General features: G+C 38.2%; 25 protein-coding genes and 1 pseudogene. 1 reads left to right on the top strand and 25 read right to left on the bottom strand.

Features of this window, described 5'->3' with window-relative positions; all coding sequences use genetic code 11:
• Window positions 1-2: 2 nt before the first annotated feature.
• From SAY88_RS05765 to SAY88_RS05685, 17 genes and pseudogenes are all read right to left on the bottom strand, one after another.
• A pseudogene (locus SAY88_RS05765) lies at window positions 3-507 on the bottom strand (CheR family methyltransferase).
• 204 nt (window positions 508-711) lie between these two features.
• Window positions 712-1155: a nucleoside-diphosphate kinase gene (gene ndk / locus SAY88_RS05760; RefSeq protein ID WP_332630098.1), complete on the bottom strand. Its 444-nt coding sequence runs from the start codon at window positions 1153-1155 to the stop codon at window positions 712-714.
• A gap of 384 nt (window positions 1156-1539) precedes the next feature.
• The gene (gene hepT / locus SAY88_RS05755) at window positions 1540-2511 is read right to left on the bottom strand and encodes a heptaprenyl diphosphate synthase component II (protein ID WP_332630096.1); all 972 of its coding nucleotides are present in this window, start codon (window positions 2509-2511) and stop codon (window positions 1540-1542) included.
• A gap of 56 nt (window positions 2512-2567) precedes the next feature.
• Window positions 2568-3416, bottom strand: a complete 849-nt coding sequence (locus SAY88_RS05750) for a menaquinone biosynthesis protein (protein ID WP_332630094.1) — start codon at window positions 3414-3416, stop codon at window positions 2568-2570.
• Window positions 3413-4021, bottom strand: coding sequence for a UbiX family flavin prenyltransferase (locus SAY88_RS05745; RefSeq protein WP_332630093.1), 609 nt, complete (start codon window positions 4019-4021; stop codon window positions 3413-3415). The genes SAY88_RS05750 and SAY88_RS05745 overlap by 4 nt, the downstream gene beginning before the upstream one ends.
• Window positions 4018-4881 (bottom strand): UbiA-like polyprenyltransferase, encoded by an 864-nt coding sequence (locus SAY88_RS05740; protein ID WP_332630091.1) that lies wholly within the window; start codon window positions 4879-4881, stop codon window positions 4018-4020. The genes SAY88_RS05745 and SAY88_RS05740 overlap by 4 nt, the downstream gene beginning before the upstream one ends.
• Before the next feature lie 21 nt (window positions 4882-4902).
• Entirely contained in the window at window positions 4903-5616 is a 714-nt protein-coding gene (gene menG, locus SAY88_RS05735) for a demethylmenaquinone methyltransferase (protein ID WP_332630312.1), read from the bottom strand.
• Window positions 5617-5621: 5 nt separating this feature from the next.
• Window positions 5622-6407, bottom strand: coding sequence for a heptaprenyl diphosphate synthase component 1 (locus tag SAY88_RS05730; RefSeq protein ID WP_332630090.1), 786 nt, complete (start codon window positions 6405-6407; stop codon window positions 5622-5624).
• Window positions 6408-6508: 101 nt separating this feature from the next.
• Complete coding sequence (gene mtrB, locus SAY88_RS05725; RefSeq protein WP_034628532.1) at window positions 6509-6727, bottom strand: trp RNA-binding attenuation protein MtrB; 219 nt, start codon at window positions 6725-6727, stop codon at window positions 6509-6511.
• Window positions 6728-7042: 315 nt separating this feature from the next.
• A complete protein-coding gene (spoIVA, locus tag SAY88_RS05720) occupies window positions 7043-8521 on the bottom strand; it encodes a stage IV sporulation protein A (RefSeq protein WP_250094835.1) in 1479 nt (492 codons plus the stop codon).
• 277 nt (window positions 8522-8798) lie between these two features.
• A complete protein-coding gene (locus tag SAY88_RS05715; RefSeq protein ID WP_332630088.1) occupies window positions 8799-9518 on the bottom strand; it encodes a hypothetical protein in 720 nt (239 codons plus the stop codon).
• A 21-nt stretch (window positions 9519-9539) separates the two neighbouring features.
• A complete protein-coding gene (locus SAY88_RS05710) occupies window positions 9540-9743 on the bottom strand; it encodes a DUF2768 domain-containing protein (RefSeq protein ID WP_250094833.1) in 204 nt (67 codons plus the stop codon).
• Window positions 9744-9995: 252 nt separating this feature from the next.
• Window positions 9996-10262: a stage VI sporulation protein F gene (locus SAY88_RS05705; protein ID WP_332630085.1), complete on the bottom strand. Its 267-nt coding sequence runs from the start codon at window positions 10260-10262 to the stop codon at window positions 9996-9998.
• 178 nt (window positions 10263-10440) lie between these two features.
• Window positions 10441-11466 carry an NAD(P)H-dependent glycerol-3-phosphate dehydrogenase gene (locus tag SAY88_RS05700; protein ID WP_332630084.1) on the bottom strand — a complete coding sequence of 342 codons (1026 nt, stop codon included), beginning with the start codon at window positions 11464-11466 and terminating at the stop codon, window positions 10441-10443.
• Between the two features lie 16 nt (window positions 11467-11482).
• A complete protein-coding gene (plsY, locus tag SAY88_RS05695; RefSeq protein ID WP_332630082.1) occupies window positions 11483-12100 on the bottom strand; it encodes a glycerol-3-phosphate 1-O-acyltransferase PlsY in 618 nt (205 codons plus the stop codon).
• A 136-nt stretch (window positions 12101-12236) separates the two neighbouring features.
• Complete coding sequence (gene der, locus SAY88_RS05690; protein WP_250094829.1) at window positions 12237-13550, bottom strand: ribosome biogenesis GTPase Der; 1314 nt, start codon at window positions 13548-13550, stop codon at window positions 12237-12239.
• Window positions 13551-13648: 98 nt separating this feature from the next.
• Window positions 13649-14263, bottom strand: a complete 615-nt coding sequence (locus tag SAY88_RS05685) for a YphA family membrane protein (RefSeq protein ID WP_332630080.1) — start codon at window positions 14261-14263, stop codon at window positions 13649-13651.
• Between the two features lie 125 nt (window positions 14264-14388).
• On the opposite strand from SAY88_RS05685, the gene SAY88_RS05680 reads away from it, so the two are divergent.
• Complete coding sequence (locus SAY88_RS05680) at window positions 14389-14523, top strand: YpzI family protein (protein ID WP_250094827.1); 135 nt, start codon at window positions 14389-14391, stop codon at window positions 14521-14523.
• Between the two features lie 97 nt (window positions 14524-14620).
• On the opposite strand, the gene rpsA is transcribed toward SAY88_RS05680, so the two are convergent.
• From rpsA to metH, 8 genes are all read right to left on the bottom strand, one after another.
• Entirely contained in the window at window positions 14621-15778 is a 1158-nt protein-coding gene (gene rpsA, locus SAY88_RS05675; protein ID WP_332630078.1) for a 30S ribosomal protein S1, read from the bottom strand.
• Window positions 15779-15869: 91 nt separating this feature from the next.
• A complete protein-coding gene (locus tag SAY88_RS05670) occupies window positions 15870-16460 on the bottom strand; it encodes a lysophospholipid acyltransferase family protein (protein WP_332630077.1) in 591 nt (196 codons plus the stop codon).
• Window position 16461: 1 nt separating this feature from the next.
• Window positions 16462-17136, bottom strand: a complete 675-nt coding sequence (gene cmk / locus SAY88_RS05665) for a (d)CMP kinase (RefSeq protein ID WP_332630075.1) — start codon at window positions 17134-17136, stop codon at window positions 16462-16464.
• Between the two features lie 187 nt (window positions 17137-17323).
• On the bottom strand, window positions 17324-17791 hold the full coding sequence (locus SAY88_RS05660; protein WP_332630073.1) for a flagellar brake protein: 468 nt from the start codon (window positions 17789-17791) through the stop codon (window positions 17324-17326).
• On the bottom strand, window positions 17778-18002 hold the full coding sequence (locus tag SAY88_RS05655; protein WP_332630072.1) for a flagellar brake domain-containing protein: 225 nt from the start codon (window positions 18000-18002) through the stop codon (window positions 17778-17780). Before SAY88_RS05655 ends, SAY88_RS05660 begins: the two co-directional genes overlap by 14 nt.
• Window positions 18003-18103: 101 nt before the next feature.
• Entirely contained in the window at window positions 18104-19453 is a 1350-nt protein-coding gene (gene ypeB, locus SAY88_RS05650; protein ID WP_332630070.1) for a germination protein YpeB, read from the bottom strand.
• 19 nt (window positions 19454-19472) lie between these two features.
• Window positions 19473-20510, bottom strand: coding sequence for a spore cortex-lytic enzyme (gene sleB / locus SAY88_RS05645; RefSeq protein ID WP_431308842.1), 1038 nt, complete (start codon window positions 20508-20510; stop codon window positions 19473-19475).
• A gap of 228 nt (window positions 20511-20738) precedes the next feature.
• Window positions 20739-24191, bottom strand: a complete 3453-nt coding sequence (gene metH, locus SAY88_RS05640) for a methionine synthase (RefSeq protein ID WP_332630068.1) — start codon at window positions 24189-24191, stop codon at window positions 20739-20741.
• Window positions 24192-24198: the final 7 nt, after the last annotated feature.

The following is a 24198-nucleotide window of genomic DNA, read 5'->3' as shown; positions in this document are numbered from 1 at the left end:
AGCTATATTTTTTTATAAAAAAACGTATCTTCCGGCTCAAATTGATATATAGCCGGATTAAAGATTTGTTCTGTACTTCCAACAAATAATACTCCACCAAGCTTTAGTGCTCGGCTAAATTTATGGTAAAGCTCATTCTTTGCCTCTTCAGTAAAATCGATCATAACATAACGGCAAATAATTAAATCTTATTGACTTTCGAAGCGGTTGGCAAGTAAATTTTGCCACTTGAATCCAACAGTCTTTTGAATTTCCTCTTTTCGAGCACTTCCCACCTCTTTGCATTACGATAGAATTCAGATACGTTAATTGTCATTCTATCAAGAAATTCGTTAAACAGGTCCTCATTACAAGACAATGCTCGGTAAAATGATTAAAAATCTGGATAGCCTTTTTTGCTGCGCAAATTCTAGACGATGCTTCATTTGTGCCTCTTTGTACAAAGACAGATCAATCGCTGTTTTCTTTTTTCACATTCAATACAAAATGCTCATAGTCTTGACTCATGTATGCAACCTCTCGTTCAGTAATGGATTAATCATACGACGAATAATTGAAAATTGCTATGATAATTTGCAAGCTAAACTAAGGCTAGTAACATGTATTCACATTCTAACCAATAAACTTTCATAATATAATAGGACTACAATCTTCTTTTGCTTCCACAAAAAAAGCTCATCCAATTGGACGAGCTTTTTAGAATCGCTTACATTATACCCACTTACTAACTTCTTTTTCATAGTTATTTAGTTCTTGTTCATGAAAGAAAAGAGAAATTTCTCTTTCTGCACTAGCCTGTGAATCTGATCCATGAATTACATTCATTGATACTTGTACACCATAATCTCCTCGAATAGTCCCTGGAGCCGCTTCAGCAGGATTCGTTGAACCCATCATCGTACGAGCTGTAGAAATAACATTCTCACCTTCCCAGACCATTGCAAAAACAGGACCTGATGTAATAAAGTTAACTAACTCTCCAAAGAAAGGACGCTCCTTATGTTCACCGTAGTGCGTTTCAGCTAATTCCTTTGAAACTGTCATTAATTTCGCTCCTACTAAAGTGAAACCTTTTTTCTCAAAACGCGATACAATCTCACCAATTAAATTACGTTGCACACCATCTGGCTTAACCATTAAATATGTACGTTCCATTTGTTGATCGCTCCTATCAGAGTATGTAGTAAACCACTATTAGTATAGCAAACATCTAGAACAGTCACAATATGATTGTGAAATATTTCAAAGAAAACACTATCATTTCCATATTAAATAAAAAAATAAAATTATATATTTATTGTAGTGTCATTATTACTAAGAGGGTACTGAAAAGGTAAAACCGAAGGCCCTGAAAAAGTCTCTTTTAGCAAATTCGAGGAAGTAACAATGGCTCCACCCGTTGCGCGCCTGCTATGAGAAACCCACTCATAACAGGCTTAAGACAAAGCAACGGTTCCGCTCATTGTTTAAAGACCACTGAAAAAGGTAAAACCGTACCTTTTTCAGTCGCCTTGTAAAACCGACCTTTTCAGTGCCCTCTTAAAATTTGCGCTTGCCAATATATGCTGCAATTTCTCGTAAGTATGTTTTTTCTTTTGTATCAGGTAACCTTTCTAGTGCTTCATAGGCTTTTTCTAAGTATTGATCACTTATCGAAATAGAATATTCAATTCCTCCTGAATTTTTAATAGCTTCTAAAATCGGAGAAACATCTATATCTTCAGGATAATTTGTTGCGAGCATTTCTTTAATCAGCTGTTTAATGTCTGTATTATAATGCATCGCATATAGCGCAGGCAACGTTACATTCCCTTGTCGTAAATCACCACCTGCTGGCTTACCTAACTGTTCTTCTGTTCCAACAAAGTCCAATACATCATCGGTAATCTGGAAAGACATCCCAACATTGTAACCAAATTGATAAAGGTTTCTTTGTATATCTCTATCGGCATTTGCTGCGAGCGCACCTAACTCACAACTTACAGCGATTAACAAGGCTGTCTTTCGTTTAATGCGCCGTAAATAAACCCTGAAGTTTTGCCCCCAATTGTATTGATCTTTAATTTGTTCAATTTCGCCAAGACACATTTCTACCATCGCATTCGATAAAATTTGATGAATTTGTGGATTAGCAAAGAAAGTTGACGTTTCTAAAGCTTTTCCAAAAATAAAGTCACCGGTATACATCGCGACACGATTATCCCACTGCGACTTTATTGTTTTTTTCCCACGTCTAAGTTCAGCATCGTCAATCACATCATCATGAACAAGTGAGCCCATATGAATTAATTCAAGCGGAACAGCAATGTGCTTTAACTTGTTAATATCGTATTGGCCAAACCTCGCTGCCAACAAAACAAAAACAGGCCGAATTCTTTTTCCACCCGCTCTTAGCAGTTGAGTTGCTGCCTCTTGCAAGACATCATTTTTCGCTTGAACTGTTTCTTCAAGTTCTTTCTCAATTATATTAATATCTGATTGAAATTGCATATAAATTTCAGCTAGTTTCATATTGTCCACCTTATATCATCACGACGATGTCAAATCGTCAATTAGTATTCTTTCTACTATTTACTTACAACCTCATCCCAAATACGTAGCACTTTCACTGGTTGAGATAAATAATTCATTTGATATAAAAGATCAAAATAATAGGATAATCCCTTTTGCTCCTCTGGACCAAAGTCATTGCAGAGCTTTTGAAAGTAATGATCCCAAAATGCCTTCTCGCCACCATGCGTTTTTAAAATATTAGCAATCATCGGCTGATAGTTTTTCGATTCACTTTCTAATTTACTTTGTAGAAATGAACGATAAATAAGACCAACTAAGCTTGGATGATTTCGTAATGTTTCGTTTCTAACCGCAAAAACAGCAAAAGTCATTGGCAACCCCGTTTTCTCATACCACAGTTCACCCAAATCATAATGATAAAGAGACGTTGCATACTTACGCCGTGCCACAATGGCGTCATCGCCAATTAGCAGACATGCATCATGATCCTTTAACATGCTTTTCACATTGGGATTCATCGTCGTATATGAGATTTGCAACAAGTGGAAGTGCTCCAATATTATTTTTAAAAGGTGAACAGAAGAAGCAGAGCTCCATGTTAAAGCAACTTTCTTCCCATTCAATTCTTGTAACGGCACTTTTGAGAAAAGAAAAATCGAATTTACAGCTCCATATGAAGTTACTGATAAATTAGGAAGCAACGTATATCTCGATGCATTTTCAGCATAGGCATATGAAGAGATCCCGCCAATATCAATCCGTCCTTTTGACATTTCATTATTTAACTGAGCAGGAACTTGGGGAACAAATTGACAGTTATACTCAGTAAGCATTTTTTTATCTAAATGATAAAAAAACGGTAAAATATTTGTGTAGGAGATCTCACCAATTACAACACTCATCTTTCTTCCCCCCATCGTGTAAATAACTCGTGCTCTACACCTAAGCTATCTAGCGCTTTGCCCACAAGGAAATTCACTAGGTCATCCATTGTCTTAGGCAGATGATAGAAACCAGGCATAGCAGGCAAAATTTTTGCTCCCACTTTTGAAACTCGTAACATATTTTCTAAATGAAGCTGATTTAAAGGGGTCTCCCTTGGGACTAATACAAGTTTACGACCTTCTTTTAACATAACATCAGCCGTACGTTCTAGCAGATTACCTGAAGCACCATGAGCAATTCCTGAAAGTGTACCCATTGAACACGGAATAATAATCATTCCATCGTTTTGGTAAGAACCACTAGCAATTGGCGCCCCATAATCATGCAAATGATGTGTATGAAGTTCGCCGCCATAGTTACCGAACAAATCTTGAATGACACTGTCTCGCTCTTCAGTATTCAAAAGGAGTTCTTCTTGAAATACACGCCATGCAGCTTCTGTCAAAATTAAGTGTACTTTGTAAGATTCAGATAGGAGCTGTTGAACTAAACGAACACCATAAATTGCTCCACTTGCTCCTGTAATCCCAACCGTATAAATCCCTCTCAAGCTTTCATTCATAGTAGTACATCTCCCATCGCGAAAATGAACATGACAATACTTAAAATCCCGTTCATCGTGAAAAAGGCTACGTTTAATTTGGAAAGGTCATCTTCTGAAACAAGGGAATGCTCATAAATCATTATCGCACCAGCAATAATTACGCCAATAAAGTATAACCAACCAAGTTCAGTAAAGAAAAACAAGCCAAGAAAGCTTAGAAAACTAATGACATGCAGAAAACGAGCAATCTTAAGTGCTCGTCCAATCCCAAAACGGCTAGGAATAGAAAATAAACCATGTTCTCTGTCATAATCTGCATCCTGTGTCGCGTAAATAACATCAAATCCAGCCGTCCATAATGCAACAGCTAAAAACAAAAGAAGTGCTTCCCATGTCAATGTTCCTGTTGCACCAACCCATCCACCAAGAGGAGCAATTCCAATCGTTACCCCTAGAATGATATGGCACATCCATGTAAATCGTTTCGTGTATGAATAAATAACTAGAAAAAAGACAGCTACCGGCAATAAATAAACTGCTAGCATGTTTAACTTAAAGGCTGCATAAAATAGCAAAGCGAATGAAATAATGATAAATAATAACACTTCTATTTTTGAAACTAAACCTGCAGGGATCGCTCTTGTTGCCGTCCTCGGGTTATGTTTATCTATCTGCTCATCAATCACTCTGTTTAATGACATAGCTGCACTTCTCGCTCCAACCATTGCTACGGTAATCCAAATCCATTGAGAGAACGTGGGCATTGTCCCATTAACGATATATCCACCCAACATTGCACCAAAATAAGCAAATGGTAAGGCAAAAACTGTGTGCTCAAACTTAATCATTTCTAAGATGATCTTCAACTTTCTAATCACGAAATATCTGCTCCAATTCTGCTAGTTTCCAATTGTTTTTTTCCCTAAATGCATTGCTGCTACTCCACCCGAATAAGGTTTCACTTCCACATCTACAAATCCTGCCTCACGAAACATTTCTGCCAACTTTTCGCGATCAGGAAATGACATCGTTGATTCTTGAAGCCATGAATATTCCTCATAACTCTTAGCAAATAGCTTCCCAAACACCGGCATAACTTGGCGAAAATAAAAAAAGTATAACTGCTTAAAAACTGGAATAGTTGGTTGAGACGTTTCTAAACATACGACGGTTCCACCTGGCTTTACGACACGATGCATTTCTCGTAGCACCTTCATATAATCTGGAACATTTCTTAAACCAAATCCAATTGTAACAAAGTCAAAGCGATTATCTTCATACGGAAGCTCCATGGCATTGCCATGACGCAAATTAACTTGAGTAAGTTTTTTTTCTTCTACTTTCTCTTGGCCAATCTTCAACATATTTTTGCTGAAATCTAGGCCTTCCACGTGACCATTAGGACCAACCGCTTCTCCTAAAGCTATCGCCCAATCTGCTGTCCCACAGCAAACATCTAACGCTTCATTTCCTTTTTGAACATTCATCCTTCTCATCGTATCCTTTCGCCAAGCTTTATGGCGTTGGAAACTAATAACCGAGTTCATGATATCGTATTTTTTATATATTGATTCAAAAACTTGATGAACTCGCTCTTCTTTCGTTTGTGTCATCATGCTCACCCTTCTTCTGCTGCTATCTCTTGATAAGGCGAATGCCCTAATAATTCATCAACGTGTTCAATGATAAAGCTCTCATAAGAGTTAAGTTCTTTGCTGCTTGTAAGTAGTCGATCTTTCACGTCTTCTATCTTTCTTTCAATACTTTGCAGCTTATCTTCCCCTTGTAATCGATCACGAAGAATGGAATCAATGAGCACACTCCCCTCTCCATTTAACCAATTTGCCTTTTCTCGAACAAGCTTTTTTAAATAGAAGAAATCTCTTATGACAGATTTCCATGTTAATTGCTCGAAATAGTGTGCCATATTTTGCATTAAAGCTGACTCAATTTGTGCACTTGTATGTTGCAGAGCATCATAACGAACATTTTCTAAATCGTATAAATTCATTTTTGATTCACTAATTTCTTGAATCGATTGTCCAAAAATCCGGATCATAGGAACATGCTTTTTTTCCGCCAGCAAAAAATAGAAAAGGCTGACATAATGGTCACCTGCAAGGACGGTCAGCTGTCGTTTTTTTCGCAACTCGTCTGAAGTAACTGGATGAAGGGAGACCTCATCATGCATATCGAATGCAGCTTGAAGTAATAATGCTGAAATCGTAAACATTTTTGCTTCTGTAATTGGCAATCTATTGTACATCATAGCTATTAGGAAGCGAACCTTATCGTCATCTATTTCAGGTTCTGGAACATACGATTGCAAATATAGATGCTCAGTTAAGCTATAAAAGCTCCTTTTGATTTCTGTTACTTGCTCATTAAACTTACTTTTGTTCATAAAAAATCCCCCAAATTCCGTCCTTCATTGTTGTAGTTGCCTATTTAAAAACCCCATCAATTATATCATAGGTTCTACAGTAACCTACTATGTAAAAGGTATTATTCTTCCGTATCCATCGTCCCGTGACTCGTTTGTATAATCGCTTTCCCTCTGACTTTTACAGCTGATGTGTGTTCTGTGAATTGTGCAATCATCACTTCACCTTTATCAAGTTTTTCAGAATGGTGAAATCGAGTATCAGACCCTCTTGTTAAGCCAATAACATTGACACCATTTTCTTTTGCTTTTATAACAAAAAATTCATTTTGATTACTCATCTCAACTCTCCTATTCTCACGTAATTCAATACTACCTATTCTAACATGATCTATCTTATCATGGATTAGAAATTTTCGCTTCTTGTCCAGCTAAAAAACTCAATCCTCGATTTTAATTATTCTTCATTTTGGTGAAATTGTTACATGATTAACTAGTGCTCGTTTGCAATTTCAAGAAAAGGCACTCCTATAAATCTTAGCATAGACATGAAGGATAAAGCAAAAAGAACCCCCTTAGGAGAGGGCACTGAAAAAGTCGGTTATACCCTTTCAGTGACTTCCTTAGGGAGTTCTTCTTGACGTGACATATCATGTTTATAGGATAATGGCAATCAAACCACCAGAACCTTCATTAATAATACGCTCTAACGTTTCTTTCAGCTTATAGCGAGCATTTTCAGGCATAAGGGATAATTTCGCTGAAATCCCTTCTCGTACAATTGAATTTAAAGAACGTCCAAAGATATCTGAATTCCAAATAGAGAGTGGATTCTCTTCAAAGTCCTGCATTAAGTAACGAACGAGCTCCTCACTTTGCTTTTCTGTACCAATAATTGGAGCAAACTCCGACTCGACATCTACTTTAATCATATGAATCGATGGAGCAACAGCCTTTAATCTAACTCCAAATCTTGATCCTTGACGAATGATTTCTGGTTCATCAAGACTCATATCAGATAGAGCAGGAGCAGCGATTCCGTAACCCGTTTGTTTCACCATTCTAAGAGCATCGGCCACTTGATCGTACTCTTCCTTCGCATGAGCAAAGTCTTGCATTAATTGTAAGAGATGATCCTTCCCTCTAATCTCCACACCGACCACTTCTTTTAACACTTGGTCATATAAGTCGTCTGGAGCATACAAGTCAATTTCTGCAATCCCTTGCCCCATTTCAATACCTGCTAAACGTGCATCGTCAATAAATTCATACTCAGTAAATTGGCCGACAACCCGATCAACATCGCGAAGTCTCTTAATATCTTTAACCGTCTCACGGACTGATTCTTCATAGCTTTGACGTAACCAATGATCTTCTCTTAACACCATAACCCAGCTTGGAAGATTAACATTAACCTCATGTACTGGGAACTCATATAGTACTTCACGAAGCACATTGTTAATATCTTGATCTGTCATGCTTTCAATGCTCATTGCAAGACAAGGAATGTCATATTCTTCAGCGAGCTGAGCTCGAAGTTGTTCCGTATCTGGATGGTGTGGTCTAACACTATTTACAACCATAATAAACGGCTTGCCAACTTCTTTTAATTCCTCTACAACACGCGCCTCTGATTCTAAATAATCTTGACGTGGAATCTCACCTATTGAACCATCAGTTGTAACGACAACACCTAATGTTGAGTGCTCTTGAATAACTTTTCTCGTTCCAATTTCCGCTGCTTCTTGAAATGGGATAGGTTCCTCATACCAAGGAGTATTAATCATCCTTGGTCCATGTTCATCCTCGTAGCCTTTTGCTCCTGGAACAGCATAACCAACGCAATCAACGAGACGAACATTCACATCCAAGCCGTCGTCAACATGAATGGAAATGGCTTGATTTGGAACAAATTTTGGTTCTGTTGTCATGATGGTTTTTCCTGCTGCACTTTGCGGAAGCTCATCTTGAGCTCTCGCTTTTTCTGATTCATTTTCAATATTCGGGAGAACGACTAGTTCCATAAATTTCTTAATGAATGTCGACTTCCCTGTTCGAACCGCACCTACAACTCCTAGATAAATATCGCCGCCAGTGCGTTCAGCAATATCCTTGAAAATATCAACCTTTTCCACGTGATCCCCTCCCGATCGAGTAAAAATTTGAGTCTCAACTACTTTCCGAAAACCTTGGACACTATCATATCTATGATGTTGTACAAGGTTTATGACAATCTTTACTAGAAAGTTAGAAGATTCTCGTTTTTGGGCTACCGAGAAGGGGAAAACAAAAATGCCCCTTCCTCTGATATGTATATCAGCATGGAAGGAGCATTATACCAAAAATATTTATAAACCTTGGGACCGAAAAAATTGGCTTCCTTTTTCAGTGCCCTTCATAAAATCTATTGTTTTATCTAAGCTCCATTGCATAGGTCGGTTCCCCATTTTCATCTAATATGTATGGGACACTTCGTAAAGGTACAAATGGTGTGTGCTCGTATAATAATGACCTAATATCATCGCCTTCTTCGAATGAATGATCATACTCGTTTAGCATCATGTTTAAATCAATTTGATAATCAATGATGATCTCACCATCGTTTGTTAATAATAATGGTAAATACGTATCATGATAAGGGCTTCTAACATGTGGAGCTTCTTTGTAATTTAGAGCTTCGTGATCAAGCTTAAAAAGCCCAACATCCAGCATTTCTTCAATGGGAGCAAAACGATGCTGCCTCATATAATCATTTAACCGTTGTTGCAGTTGCTGGATTTCTCGCTGTGACGTTAAATCTATTACTTTTATTTCCGGTTGCTCCTCAACATTTACAAGGACATATTGAAATACGCCACCATTCTCAAATGCAGTACCAGGTGGTTGTTGTAAGTACCTTGGAACTAATTGATTAAAATCTATAATATATCTTTGATAAAGAGAGGTGGTTTCATCGAATGTTCGAATAGGCAAAACACCCGTATCTGTTTGAAATTGCTCTACAGCATGCTGAACCGATTGAAGCTGATCGGGATAAGCAATCCGATTCTCAGCTCGTTGATCATCTGGAAATAAGCAACCACTTAACAGTAATAAACTTATTGATAACAAGACAAAACTACATCTTTTCATTCTTCTCCAACTCCTTTCTTATTATAAAGTAGCAGTAGGTCCAACAATTACAATAAGAAAGACAATCCACCCAGAAACGAGCAAACATATAAAAGAAAAGGCTAATACGAGCTTTTGAAGCCATCCTTTTAATTTTGCTCGACTAAAAATAGCTGTCCCTGCGGATACAAACATAAGCGCAAGCGCAAAAAATGATATCCACATATTCATCATCGCTTGTGACACGATCTATCATCCTCCATATTTCCTATTTGCCCATCACATTATAGCACAGCTTGTCCAACTTGTCGGTGACAGACTAAAGGCAAAGAGATTTTTCTTTTATAACTGAATTAAAAAAAGTTGAAGAAGTGGGGGCACACTTCTCCAACTTGACGAAACCCTTCGTCTAAAACACAGCCCTATAGTAATGTTCGTTCCCTACAAGTATATGCAAGAACCACTAATTTGCTTGTGGCTTTTGCCTACACAGGATAATTATTTTTTATTGAACATTTTTGCAAGTGAAGCAAAGTCCATTGGCATATTATTAGTTGTAATAGCTTTGACAATTTGATCTTCTTTTTCTTTTGATACAGGTTTGTTTGCAAGCTTTGCGACTTGTGCAATTAACTGTCTTACTGCTGCTTCATCTTTAAGATTTGTACTACTAACAGAATTAGCAAGCTTTAATAATTCATCTGGTCTTACATTAGTCTTCTTTTGAATTTGGTCCATGAAAGACGAGTCATTATTTTGAAACATGTTGCGCCCTCCCTCTTTCGTAATATCACGATATCATATGCGATAATAAGAAGAAGGTGCATAAGAAGCTTCTTCAAAAGAAAATTGGAGGGCACTGAATAGGTACAAATCAACCATTTTTCAGTGCCCTCGGACTAATAAGGATTTTTTTCCGGACCTTCTAGTCACCTCTTGCAAACTATATATCAATATTTAATTGTTCCACTTCATGTTTTTTCACTCGTCCCATAAGACGTTCTGTTGCCTGTTCTGGTTTGAGCCCCTCAAACAAAACTGCATAAAGTGCGGATGTAATTGGCATTTCAACTTGTAACTTTTTTGACAATTCGTAAGCAGCCTTTGTAGTTCTAATGCCTTCGACAACCATCCCCATCGAATTTAATACTTCATCTAACGTCTTCCCTTGTCCTATCATAAACCCAGCTCGAAAATTTCTTGAGTGTATACTCGTACACGTAACAATAAGATCACCCAAACCTGAAAGTCCAGCAAATGTTAATGGGCTTGCACCTAGTTTCACTCCTACTCGTGCAATCTCTGCTAATCCGCGAGTCATAATAGCCGCTTTTGTGTTATCACCCATACCAAGGCCATTTGTTAAACCACACACAAGTGCAATCGTATTCTTAAGTGCACCACCAATCTCAACACCTACAAGGTCTGGATTTGTATATACACGAAAATGTTGATTTATAAACAAATCTTGAGCTAATTCTGAAGCTGTTGAACTTTTTGAAGATACCGTAACCGTAGTAGGTTGTCTCTGACTTACTTCTTCAGCATGACTTGGCCCTGACAAGACAACAACATCTTTTAATAAATCTGAATCTCCAAACTCTTCTTCAATCATTTCAGAAATTCGTTTATGAGTGCCAGGTTCAATTCCTTTGCTAGCATGAATAATTGTAACAGGCGCTTGCAACTCTTTTTTTATCTCAGTTACCGTCTCACGAATGGCCTTTGTCGGTACGACTAGAAGGACTATTTTGACACCTTCTAATGTTTCTTTCAGCTTTTCATGTCCAGTAATCCGATCAGATAAGACAACATTAGGCAAATATTTAGAATTAGTATGGTGCTGATTTATTTCCTCAATTTGCTCCTTACGTCTTGCCCAAATCTTCACTTCCAATTCATTATCAGCTAATACCATAGCTAAGGCTGTTCCCCAACTACCTGCACCAATAACAGCAACCTTAGTCAATTGACTCACTCCTTTTTTATGATTTCTGTCCGATTTTGCTTTCTGTTCCAGCAAGCAATCGTTTAATATTGGTTCGATGCCTCCAAATAGAAAGAAGGGCCACAACAAAGGCTAAATAACCATATATAACAGGATAACCATAATAATCAAGGAGAAATAATGCAAAGATTGGTGTTAATATAGCAAATAATATCGAACCTAGTGAAACATACCTTGTTATCACAATACTTCCAATTGCAACAATACCAGCAAACAAAGCTGGGAAGAAAACAACGGTTGCTAATACGCCAATTGTTGTCGCAACCCCTTTTCCACCTCTAAATCCGTAATAAATAGGCCAATTATGACCTAGGATGGCAGCGAGACCGGCCAATGCTGGGTATAAACCTGATTGATCAGGTGCAACTGCGACACCAATCCACACTGCTACAATCCCTTTTAGCACGTCAAGAGCTAAAACAAGTAATGCAGGACCGAGGCCTAACACTCGTAATGTATTTGTAGCCCCTGCATTTCCACTCCCATGTTGCCTTATATCTACTTTTTTAATCTTTTTTGCAATAATATAGCTAAAACTTAAAGAGCCTAAAAGATAGCCAATTAAAATAATTATGATAAGTCCAATAAAATACATAAACCATCCCCCATTTCTAACGCTCCTTCGCTACTTAGATACAAATTTAGCAAAAGCAGTGTAATGTGACTATCACCATGTATCACATTAGTAACGTTAGGCTTCAAAAAGGGAAGCATCCCTTTTTGAAGTCCTGTTAAACATTTTTCTTTCTAGCAAAAATTTTAATTGGGGTTCCCTCAAAATTAAATGTAGCCCTTAGGCGATTCTCTAGAAACCTTTCATATGAAAAGTGCATTAATTCAGGCTCGTTTACGAAGAAAACAAAAGTCGGCGGTTCTACAGCCACTTGAGTCACATAATTAATCTTGAGTCGTTTCCCTTTGTCTGTTGGTGTTGGATTCATCGCTACTGCATCCATAATCATATCATTTAGAACATTTGTAGGAACTCGTAGATGATGATTCTCCGAAACTTTCTTAACCATAGGCAAAACAGTATGTAGGCGTTGTTTTGTCTTGGCAGAAACAAACAAGATCGGTGCATACGTTAAAAACAAAAGCTCTTCTCTAAGTTTTGTTTCAAAATTCTTCATCGTTTTGTCATCTTTAGCTACGGCATCCCATTTGTTGACAACAATGATGACTGCACGTCCAGCTTCATGAGCATAACCTGCGATTTTTTTGTCTTGCTCAATTAAGCCTTCTTCTGCATTAATAACTACAAGAACCACATTTGATCGTTCAATCGCCTTAAGAGAACGCAGTACACTGTATTTCTCAGTTGCCTCATAGACTTTTCCACGTTTCCGCATCCCAGCTGTATCAATAAGGACATAATCTTGATCATCCTGTGTGAAAGGAGTATCAATTGCATCTCTCGTTGTACCTGGAATATTGCTTACGATAACTCGTTCCTCTCCAAGCATCGCATTAACAATAGAAGACTTCCCTACATTAGGGCGTCCTATTAATGAAATACGAATCGTATCTTCATCATACGGATCTTCTTCTTCATCTGGAAAATGCTTAATAACTTGGTCCAGTAAATCACCTAGTCCTAATCCGTGAGATCCTGAAATTGGATATGGGGTGTCCATTCCTAATGAATAAAACTCATATAATTCTTCCTGCATATCAGGATTATCAATTTTATTCACCCCAAGAACAACAGGCTTGTCTGATCTGAATAAAAGTTTCGCTACTTCTTGATCGGCACCTGTGATCCCTTCTCGGCCATTAACGATAAAAATAATTACATCAGCTTCCTTTATCGCAAGTTCTGCTTGGGCACGCATTTGGACCAATAAGGGCTCATCTCCTAATTCAATTCCACCTGTATCAATTAAATTAAATTCTCGATTTAACCATTCCCCCTTACTATAAATACGATCACGTGTAACTCCTGGCATATCTTCTACAATCGCTACCCGTTCTCCTACTATTCGATTAAAAATCGTTGACTTCCCAACATTAGGACGTCCGACTATCGCTACAACTGGCTTGGTCATAACGTCACAACCTTTCTATTTTACTATGTAAAATCATCCATTTTTTTCTTGCAACTTATTTATTTTACTTGATTTCTACATTGTTGTCGACTTCTACTTTATGAACTTTGCTTTAACACACTCGTTTTCGGTTCTTTCACGACAAGATTACCAAGCACAACAGAAACCTGTTTGAATCCCCAAACGACACTATATAGACACCCTACTACAGCAACAATATCAAAGAAATAAAGACTACCTATGCTATAATCCATATAAAGATGATGTTGCATAACAAGCCCCGCTAAAAGCTCGCCTTGTATTAGACCCGAAAATGCAAACAATAATCGAAGCTTTAATGTAGCAGCTAAGAAAAAGGAGATAATGCCTGTCATTAATCCGATCATCCAACGACTATCAATGTACACTACAACCGGATCAAATATCATCATCATTTGAAAGCCAGCATATGCTGCTGCAATAGTAATCGAAGCAATAAAGGCATGAACCAAATTACATTCTTTCGCCTTATTTAACTGCCAAAATAAATAGCTGGAAAATAAAACATAAACCAGATGAACAGTCGTATTGGCAAACACTAACGTTTTTGGAAGTAAAATGAAAAATAGTAGTAATGAGAACGCATTCCAAAACCTTGCTTTTGATTTTGACCAAAAAAAGGTGATCACTACCCAAAGTAACCAGCCAAACCAATAAATAAAAACACCTTCCATTATTCCACCTCCTTCCTTTTAAGTATCGACGAAGTGAAGTCGTTCTAACCATAAAATACATAGAAATACGATTTTGCGGGACAATAAAAACGATTCTTTGATACTACATAAAGGAGGGGGATAACATGGGGAGAGATCGCCAAGAAAAAAAGCTTAAAAAATCCGGTCGAGTTGAATCTGATCGAGACCAAAGTTTAGATTACGCAGGTTCTACCAAAATGCAAAGCCCTGATCAAGCTAGGCAGCAACAACGTCCCTAAACCGTTATTCGATAAAGGTTAAAGTCACACTCCCTTTTTAACCAATTAAAAATCGGCAACCTATTAAGGATGCCGATTTTTATTACATGGTATAAAATTAGTTCTTATATTTCTTTAATTGATCTCCAATCATATCTCCAAGAGAAAATCCTGCTGACTCCTCTTCTTTTGAAGCTTCATAAGCTTGGTAATCTGCATCCCCAGACTCCTCTTCCTCTAGTAAATCGCGAATACTTAAGGAAATACGCTTTTCTTCTATATTCACATCTAATACTTTCACTTCAACCTTCTCACCTTCAGTTAATACTTCAGATGGAGTGCCGATGTGACGGTTCGCAATTTGTGAAATGTGAACTAAGCCCTCTACTCCAGGAGCAAGTTCGATAAATGCTCCAAATGAAACAAGACGTCTTACGACACCTTCAACTACATCACCAGCAGCCACTTTTCCTGAATAGCTTTCCCACGGACCAGGCAATGTATCTTTGATAGACAATGAAACTCGTTCACTATCTTCATCAACAGATAAAATCTTTACCTTAACAACATCACCTTCATTAACGACATCAGATGGTTTTTCAACTCGATGGTGTGCAAGCTGAGAAATATGTACTAAACCATCAACACCACCTACATCTACAAATGCGCCAAAATCTGTTAAACGTTGTACTTTTCCTTCAACAACATCGCCTGTTTTCAAAGTTTGGAGAACATTTCGCTTCTTCTGTTCTACTTCTTCATCCAAAACGGCACGTTGAGATAGAATAAGCTTATTGTTTTCTTTATCAATTTCAGCTACTTTTAAACGTAATGTACGCCCTTTGTAATCTGAAAAATCCTCAACGAAATGACGTTCTACTAAAGAAGCAGGGATGAATCCGCGCACGCCAACATCGACAACGAGTCCTCCCTTTACGACATCCGCCACTTCCACTTCAAGAATTTGGCCAGACTCGTAAGCTTGTTGAAGCTCGTCCCATGCTTTCTCAGCTTGTACCGCCCGCTTTGAAAGGATTAGCTCATCATCCTCTAATTTTAGAACTTTTAAATCGAGCTCATCGTCAACTGAAAGAACATCACTTACTTTTTCTACATGTAGACTTGATAACTCACTAATTGGCACAATGCCATCTACTTTAAAACCTACATCGACAAACGCTTGTTTATCTTCGACTTTTGTCACTTTCCCTGTTACAACATCCCCTACAGAAAAAGACTTCATTTCCGTTACTTCATTGTTCATTTCTTCGACCATTGACTTTTGCCTCCTTCAATCCCCGCAGTCTAGTAGCGGTATCTAACTATTATTTTAACTATCTTTCACGCTAGCGAAAGAAAAGTGATTACTATGATTTCAATTCATGTTCTTCTATTAACTTTTTGATTTCAGTCATGATAACTTCCGTTGCTTCTTCAGCAGATGCCTTACGCTCCCGCAATTCACTAAAATCAATAGGTGTTCCATATACTAACTTTAACGATTTGAACGTTCGATATGGGCCAATAATGGCACATGGAATAACAACTGCATCTGTTCTAAGAGCAAAAAATCCAGCTCCTGTTAAACCTTTTCCTAATTTGCCATTCTTGCTTCTCGTTCCTTCTGGAAATAAGCCTATCATCTTGCCTTCTTTTAATAATTTCATGGCTGTACGTATCGCTTGCTTATCGCTCATTCCTCTTCGTACAGGAAACGCACCTAATTTAGGTAGCAACCCTTTTAATATAGGCTTTTCGAATAATTCTTGTTTTGCCATGTAATGCAACTGTCTCTGAATATAGGCTCCTAGAAGAGGTGGATCAAAATTATGGATATGATTGCAACAAAGAATCGTTGCCCCAGTATCAGGGATGTTTTCTTTTCCGATTATCTCAACTTTATAAGAAGTTGAGAGAAATATTCTGCTTACACTTTGACCAAATTGATAAATTCCCATCTTATTTTGCCCTTTCTTTTGCTAGCTCAATTATTGACTTTGCAACTTCTGGAATTGAAAGTGAAGTTGAATCAATCTCAACTGCATCATCTGCCTTTTTTAATGGAGCAAATTCTCGTGTTGAATCCAATTGATCCCGACGGGCAATTTCTTCTTTTAATTGATCAAAATCAGCAGGTATTCCTTTTTCTTTTTGTTCTTCATAACGTCTTCTAGCTCGCTCATCCACAGAAGCAGTTAAAAACACTTTAACTTTGGCATCAGGAAGAACATACGTACCAATATCCCTGCCATCTAGCACGGCTCCGCCTTTTTCCGCAAGTTTCCTCTGACGTTCAACCATCTCTAATCGAACACCTTCATGACTTGAAACTAATGACACATTTGAAGTTACATCTTTCATTCTAATCGCTTCTGTCACATCTTCATTATTTAATAATACACGAACACCACTTTGTTCATGTTGAAGGTGAATGGTTGTCTTACTTAAAATTTCAGTTAAGGCAGGACCATGTTGAAGATCTATCCCTTCTCGTAATGCTGCTAATGTAAGAGCGCGATACATTGCACCAGTATCAATATAGAGATAACTCAGCTGTTCTGCGACTAATTTCGCAACAGTACTTTTTCCTGCGCCAGCAGGACCATCAATAGCAATATTCATCTTTTTGTTCATTACTAATACACCTCATATACAATCAAACAATTGAAAGTGTTTACATCTCTGTATTTTTCCAATTGTTCTCTCCATAATCTTATCATATTCTTACATCACGGTCTAACTAAAGGTTGCGAATTATCAGTTATAAACTAGAAAAAATCGGTTACTTGTAGCTTAATTACACTAGTTTTTAAGATAACCGTTATAAATCTTCAGATTTTCTTCGTAGTGTAAGTTGCCTTTCAAAACAATAACGAACCACCTTTTGTTGATCTCGTTCATCTATATTAAGAAATTGTAAGGATGCACGTCTTTTTGCTTCTGCTTTTGGCCTATGTACGCGCACGATCTTACATAACACTTTTACATAAACACTATCACCTGATTGCATATGCAAAATAAGATAAAGATTAACCTCTCCTTTTTCAGGAAACGTTTGCCCTTCAGGAATGATCATTGCACAGCCTCCACCACTCAAATCAAGGGTAACCGTTGTGAACGGATGAAATTCACTTTTGACAGGATGTACAGCCGTATCGACGGATGTTTCTACGCGCACATAATTTCGTCTTTGTATCCTCATGTACTTTTCGTTTCCAAGGTCTTTAATAGAAAGGACCGGGATGTTCCCTTTCATCCCTCCAACAATTTCAGTATCAAATGCAAACATCCCGGGAATCATCAGTAGCAATAAAAAACGCTCGAAATTCCGTACCATCAAAAAAGAAACTAGGTTTACCTGTCTCTTCATTTATCGGGTAGTCAATGACATATATCCCATCTTTTTTATCTACTAAGCGACATTTATACCTCAACAATCTTTTTTTAAAGTCTTTTACTTCTTGTAACTCTATGAAGCTGGTAGAACCAACTTTAATCAATCTCCTGACTTCCTCCTACTTATATAAACTCTATCCATTATCTCATGAATAATCAAAAAGAAGAAGCGTGAGATGCTTCTTCTTTCCTTCTTTTTCTATTTTTAAGAAAAATCGTATACAGGTTCAGATTGATTTAGTCGATCAACTTTTTCTTCTTCCCCATCCTCTGCATTAATAAACAAGCGATACGTTTGGTCTTCAATGACCCCATAATATTCATAGCAAAGCACTTCTTGCCCTAGATCATTCTCAACGACAGCTAAATGATCTTCCATTACATCTAAACGAGGATTCAAGCGGTCTCTTGCCTCTTCGTTTGTCAGCTTTGGATCTGGTATATCACGGTCTTTATGATGGATTAAATAACTTTTTGCTTCATACCCAACTACATCTCCATCATCAAGGGCAATTTCAATGCGAATCAAATCCGTATAAACACGAACGTTATCCTCTAGATGAACAAACTCAAGCATAGCAATAGAATCATATTGTCTACTATCGACAAGTTGCATGCTCTCTTTACCATGTTCTTCTAGATATTCTTCTGCAATTTCCACCGCCTCATTTAAGCTAATATTTTGCTCTTCAATTTGGCGGTCTTGTAAGAACCAAATTGGTTCTCCTCCATTTACACTCATATCCATATAATAATTTGTCTCATGATCAGGGTCGTCAGCAACAATTGTATACGCTGGGTACTCTAAGCCGTTCCCTGTATCAGCCACATGAACTGGTGTATTCTCATTTATTTGCAGGTATTTGCGTGCAATTTCTTCTGCCTCTTCTTTTGTTACAGGATCACCATCTAATGCTTCTTTTAATTCTCCATTTAGATCATCAATGGAAGCTAATCCTGCTCCCCATTCAGTTTCACTATAACTTTGGATTGATTTGTTCATAACTTCTAGATTTTTCACAACCATGTTACTTAATGGTTCTTGAGTCGCACGCATTTCTTCTTCAATATCTAACCATTGATCACCATTAGCAAGCATCATTGCTTGTGATTTACGAACTTCTTCACGAATCTCCTTCGAATAGTCATACAACTTCTCTAAAGTTTCATATTCTTTATCCGTTAAAGGTTCTTTTTCCAAATCACGGATCGATGTTCGATAGCTAAATCTTCCGAGCTTATACAAAAACTCTTCCGTTTTTCCCAGATCTACTGAACTTAATGGTAGTTGACCAATATTCTCTTGTGCTAAACTTACAATTCTCCAAACGTCTGCTAACGCTGGAGTTAGCTGACGCCGTGAGTTCATCGCAAGTGTCGCACCTAATTGATCTTCAATTTGGTCAATATGAAAAGCAAGTTCATGGAATGCCCTTTGGTAATTGTTCTCTGCAGTTACTTTTAAAATTTGCTTATCTTCACGTTCTTGAAAGCCCCAAATCCCTGTTGCAACAACGGCAACAGCTAATAGACCTATAATAATATTACGTACCATAAATAATCACCTCCAAAAATTAATGACAGAATATATGCTTGCCGATTCGTTTAATTTGTGGTCTCGTCCAAATCCAACCAGATGTCGCTGTATCTGGATTAAAATAATACAGTGCATTTCCTGATGGGTCCTGTCCATTAATTGCATCAATAACAGCACGACGAGCTGTCTCATTTGGCTCCAAATAGATCTGTCCATCCGCTACAGCTGTAAATGCACGAGGTTCAAAAATAACACCGGATGCTGTATTTGGGAAGGTCGGACTATTAATACGGTTAATAATTACTGCAGCTACAGCTACTTGGCCTACATATGGTTCACCACGCGCTTCACCATAAACTGCTTGGGCCATAATACGAATATCGTTTTCTGAATACCCTGCTGGTACATTCGTTGCTTTTTGTATATTTGCTTCATTATCCTGTACTTCTGGCTCTTCAGCATATGGCACTGGCTCTTCTGGTGCAGCTGGTTCAGGATCCGGTTGAGGTGCTGGTGCTGGGTCCGCTCCTGGCTGTGGTTGCTGCGGCTGTGCTTCACCTGCTCCTGGCTGCGGTTGCTGCGGCTGTGCTTCACCTGCTCCTGGCTGCGGTTGCTGCGGCTGTGCTTCACCTGCTTCTGGCTGCGGTTGTTGTGGCTGTGCACCATCTCTGCTACCTTTAGGACCTTTTTGTATCTCCTTCGGTGTACCGCCGTAGTGAGTAAATTTACGCCCCTCATTTAATGCTTTTTTCACAAACTCTTCGTTGTAATTTGTTGCACGTTCTAACATATCTTTCATTTGTGGTCCTACTAATCCATCCACATCTAGACCAAATTCACTCTGAAAGTTACGAACGGCCCAATAAGTTCCCCAATCGTACACACCATTAATGGTTCCAGTATAAAAACCGTTGTACTGAAGTCTTGCTTGCAATTCAACAACATCATCACCCGTTGCCCCTCTTTGAATTACTTGGTCAGTAAATGCATAAGTGGGTGATGTATTCACAATTAACCCAATACAAATGAATGTCATGATAAGTGGAATCTTGAATGAAAACAGATTACGTTTCATGTTGTAGACCTCCTTGTGTTCGTGGTATCTGTTTCATGACTTGGTCATGATTGATATGGATAGTGTTTGTTTTCGACCTAGTTTTATACAATTTCTTATCAAATTCTTACCAATCTTCTTCCTAAACATCTCCTTTAAAGCCTTGAAGAGACAAGATTTATAACAAAAAGAGGTTATCCAAAAGGTCTATTTTTGACCTCTGGGATAACCTCTACTTTTTTATTTGTTTTATCCTAATACATTAAAATAACGACCTTCAGGATGGGCAAATACCATTGCTGTAACTGAAGCTTCCGGCTCCATCATGTGACCTTCCGTTAATTGAATTCCGATTTTTTCTGGTTGCAATAACTTAAATAATTTCTCTTGATCTTCAAGATTCGGACAAGCAGGATAGCCAAATGAAACACGAACCCCTTGATACTTGGCGGCAAAACGTTCATCCATCGTCATATCGGCTGAGTCCGGAAAGCCCATTCTATCACGCATTTGTTGATGAAGTCTTTCAGCAAATCCTTCCGCTATTTCTAATGCAGCAGCCTGAATTAAATGACTGTAAAGGTAATCGCCATCTCGCTTAGCTTGGTCGGCTAATTCACGTACGCCATGCCCTGCTGTAACCGCAAGAAACCCAACATAATCCATTTCCCCACTTGATACTGGACGCAAGTAGTCAGCTAGACAAAGGAATGGCTTATGGTTTTGGCGAGGGAATGTGAATCGTTCAATTTCAGTCTTCTGATCTTTTGGATCATAAATAATAATATCATTTCCATCAGCTTGTGCAGGGAAAAATTGATACATTCCATGCGCCTTGATGACTTGATTTTTCTTTGCTTGATTTAAAAATTCATCCACCCGTTCCTTCAATTCAACAGCTCTCTCATCTTTTTCCGCAAGTAGTCTACTTACTTTTCCTTGAAGACCAAGATGACGGCCAAGTAGCATTTGCATATTAATATACGGTTCTAAATGAGAGAGCTTGTAGTCACGTAAAATGTGTGGATCCAAATCAGTAGGTGTAAAAATAGGTCCGTTCTTTTTAACATCAGATTGAACAAACTCATCTACTGGGCGATCTTGTACCGATTTTCTTTCAGCCGGGCGCACTGCATCTTTTTTTGCTCTTGCTTCCGCTAACTCAGCAGCAAGTCGTTCACGTTCGTCTGGTTTTGCCAGTCGATTAGCAATTTCTAATCCATTCATCGCATCTTTTGCATATAGGACGAGACCATCATATTCAGCTGCAATTTTTGTATCCGTGAACTTTCTTGTAAGCGCCGCTCCCCCGACAAGGATCGGAATCGAAATATCTTGCTGACGTAAATCTTGTGCGGTTAAGACCATTTGCTGAGCTGATTTTACAAGCAGACCAGATAAACCAACAGCATCCGGATTTTCCTTTTTTATAGCCTCAATTAATTCATTTGACGTTACTTTAATACCTAAGTTAACGATTTTAAACCCATTATTTCCTAAAATAATTTCAACTAAATTCTTACCAATGTCATGAACATCACCTTTTACGGTTGCTAGAAGAATCTTTCCTTTTCCATTGTCGTTTTCTTTCTGTTCCATATATGGCTCAAGATGAGCAACTGATGCTTTCATTACTTCCGCACTTTGTAGGACTTCTGCTACAATCAGTTCATTATTGTTAAACAATCTACCGACTTCGTCCATTCCCGTCATTAGCGGCCCATTTATAATATCTAATGGATCAGGGTAAGCCTCCAGTGCTTGATTCAAATCTTCTATGAGCCCTTCCTTTGTTCCTTCAACAATGTAAGAAGCTAACCGTTCTTCAAGTGTTAAGTTTGATGTATCAACCTTTTTCTCTACTTTCTTTCCACGATAAAAAGCGGTAAATTCAGCAAGAGTTTCATCTGTTGTTTCAAACAATAACTTACTAGCCATTTCTTTCTCTTCATCGGAAATGGAAGCATACCTTTCTAACTTTTCAGTATTTACAATTGCGTAATCAAGTCCCGCGTGCGTACAATGATACAAATATACCGCGTTTAACACTTCACGACCTACTGGTGGTAATCCAAAAGAAACATTACTCACACCTAAAATTGTTAAACACTTAGGAAGAGCTTCTTTAATTAGCCTAATTCCTTCAACTGTAGCATTTGCTGAGCCAATGTACTGTTCATCCCCTGTACCAACAGGGAAAACGAGTGGATCAAAGATGATATCCTCTGGCTTAAGCCCATATTTATGAACAAGTAAATCATGAGAACGCTTTGCCACTTCTAATTTCTTCTCAGCTGTAACAGCCATTCCATCCTCATCAATTGTTCCGACTACAACTGCTGCACCGTATTTTTTAACAATCGGAATAACAGCCTCGAATCGTTCTTCGCCATCTTCTAAGTTAATTGAATTAATAATCGCCTTCCCTTGCGAATAGGTTAACGCCTTTTCGATAACTTTTTCATCTGTAGAATCAATCATTAAAGGAACTTTTACTTTATTGACAAGATATTGAAGGAAGTTTTCCATATCTTCTAATTCATCGCGGTCTGGGTCTGCTAAACAAGCATCAATAACGTGAGCACCTTTTTTCACTTGCGCCCTTGCAATCTCTGAAGCTTCTTCAAACTTCCCTTCAGCAATTAAACGCTTGAACTTTCTAGATCCAATTACGTTGGTACGTTCTCCGACAAATAATGGACGCATACTCTCATCATAAATGAGGGGTTCAATCCCTGAAACGGCATGTGGATGTGATTCATGAAACGTTCGTGGCTCAAAGTCTTTTGTTGCCTCTACCATTGCACGGATATGATCTGGTGTCGTACCACAACAGCCCCCAACGACATTAAGCCAGCCCTTTTCTGCAAATCCACGTAATTTCGTCGCCAGCGATTCAGGAGACTCATGGTAATGTCCTTCTTCATCAGGTAAACCGGCATTTGGATAACAACTTACATACGTAGTTGCAAGTTCAGATAATGAACGAATATGATCTCGCATAAATTCCGGCCCTGTCGCACAATTCAAGCCTACAACAGCTGGATTCATATGTTCTAATGACAAATAAAATGCTTCAATGTTTTGACCGGCTAAAGTTGTCCCCATTGGTTCAATCGTACCTGAAATAAAGATCGGCAGAACTACATTGAGTTCTTCAAATGCTCGTTCAATCCCTAAATAACCCGCCTTGACATTTCGCATATCTTGACTAGTTTCTAACAGCATAATATCGGCTCCACCACGGATAATTCCGCGTGCTTGCTCATGATAAGATTCAACTAGTTTGTCAAACGTTACACCGCCTGTTACAGAAAGTGACTTCGTTGTCGGCCCCATCGCACCAGCAACGAAACGTGGCCACTCAGGTGTTGAGAATTCATCCGCTACTTTTTTTGCAATGGCTGTTGCCAAGCGACTTAATTCTTCTGCTTTATAGCCAAGATCATAATCGTCTAATACAATATCTGTCGAGCCGAATGTATTCGTTTCGATGATGTCGGCCCCTGCTTTTAAATAAGCTCGATGTATGTTTTCAATGACATGAGGAGCTGTTTCATTTAAATATTCATTACATCCTTCATATTCTTCTCCACCAAAATCCTCTGCTGTTAGTTCAGCTTGTTGCAACATTGTCCCCATTGCACCGTCTAGGATTAGAATTTTCTTTTCTAGCTGTTGTTCAAACAAAGACTTAACCATATGTCCG

Origin of the sequence: Halalkalibacter flavus (genome assembly GCF_036663575.1) — a bacterium.
Taxonomy (GTDB): Bacteria; Bacillota; Bacilli; order Bacillales; family Bacillaceae_D; genus Halalkalibacter; species Halalkalibacter flavus.
The sequence above is the reverse complement of the archived record's forward strand: the minus strand, read 5'-3'. Positions and strand labels throughout refer to the sequence as shown.

Bases quoted from the DNA above. Each gene is read 5' to 3' on its own strand.
- ndk (WP_332630098.1), bottom strand. From the start codon at position 1,155: ATGGAACGTACATATTTAATGGTTAAGCCAGATGGTGTGCAACGTAAT.
- hepT (WP_332630096.1), bottom strand. From the start codon at position 2,511: ATGAAACTAGCTGAAATTTATATGCAATTTCAATCAGATATTAATATA.
- SAY88_RS05750 (WP_332630094.1), bottom strand. From the start codon at position 3,416: ATGAGTGTTGTAATTGGTGAGATCTCCTACACAAATATTTTACCGTTT.
- SAY88_RS05745 (WP_332630093.1), bottom strand. From the start codon at position 4,021: ATGAATGAAAGCTTGAGAGGGATTTATACGGTTGGGATTACAGGAGCA.
- menG (WP_332630312.1), bottom strand. From the start codon at position 5,616: ATGACACAAACGAAAGAAGAGCGAGTTCATCAAGTTTTTGAATCAATA.
- SAY88_RS05730 (WP_332630090.1), bottom strand. From the start codon at position 6,407: ATGAACAAAAGTAAGTTTAATGAGCAAGTAACAGAAATCAAAAGGAGC.
- mtrB (WP_034628532.1), bottom strand. From the start codon at position 6,727: ATGAGTAATCAAAATGAATTTTTTGTTATAAAAGCAAAAGAAAATGGT.
- SAY88_RS05715 (WP_332630088.1), bottom strand. From the start codon at position 9,518: ATGAAAAGATGTAGTTTTGTCTTGTTATCAATAAGTTTATTACTGTTA.
- SAY88_RS05705 (WP_332630085.1), bottom strand. From the start codon at position 10,262: ATGTTTCAAAATAATGACTCGTCTTTCATGGACCAAATTCAAAAGAAG.
- plsY (WP_332630082.1), bottom strand. From the start codon at position 12,100: ATGTATTTTATTGGACTTATCATAATTATTTTAATTGGCTATCTTTTA.
- der (WP_250094829.1), bottom strand. From the start codon at position 13,550: ATGACCAAGCCAGTTGTAGCGATAGTCGGACGTCCTAATGTTGGGAAG.
- SAY88_RS05685 (WP_332630080.1), bottom strand. From the start codon at position 14,263: ATGGAAGGTGTTTTTATTTATTGGTTTGGCTGGTTACTTTGGGTAGTG.
- SAY88_RS05680 (WP_250094827.1), top strand. From the start codon at position 14,389: ATGGGGAGAGATCGCCAAGAAAAAAAGCTTAAAAAATCCGGTCGAGTT.
- rpsA (WP_332630078.1), bottom strand. From the start codon at position 15,778: ATGGTCGAAGAAATGAACAATGAAGTAACGGAAATGAAGTCTTTTTCT.
- SAY88_RS05670 (WP_332630077.1), bottom strand. From the start codon at position 16,460: ATGGGAATTTATCAATTTGGTCAAAGTGTAAGCAGAATATTTCTCTCA.
- cmk (WP_332630075.1), bottom strand. From the start codon at position 17,136: ATGAACAAAAAGATGAATATTGCTATTGATGGTCCTGCTGGCGCAGGA.
- SAY88_RS05660 (WP_332630073.1), bottom strand. From the start codon at position 17,791: ATGTTTGCATTTGATACTGAAATTGTTGGAGGGATGAAAGGGAACATC.
- ypeB (WP_332630070.1), bottom strand. From the start codon at position 19,453: ATGGTACGTAATATTATTATAGGTCTATTAGCTGTTGCCGTTGTTGCA.
- sleB (WP_431308842.1), bottom strand. From the start codon at position 20,510: ATGAAACGTAATCTGTTTTCATTCAAGATTCCACTTATCATGACATTC.
- metH (WP_332630068.1), bottom strand. From the start codon at position 24,191: ATGGTTAAGTCTTTGTTTGAACAACAGCTAGAAAAGAAAATTCTAATC.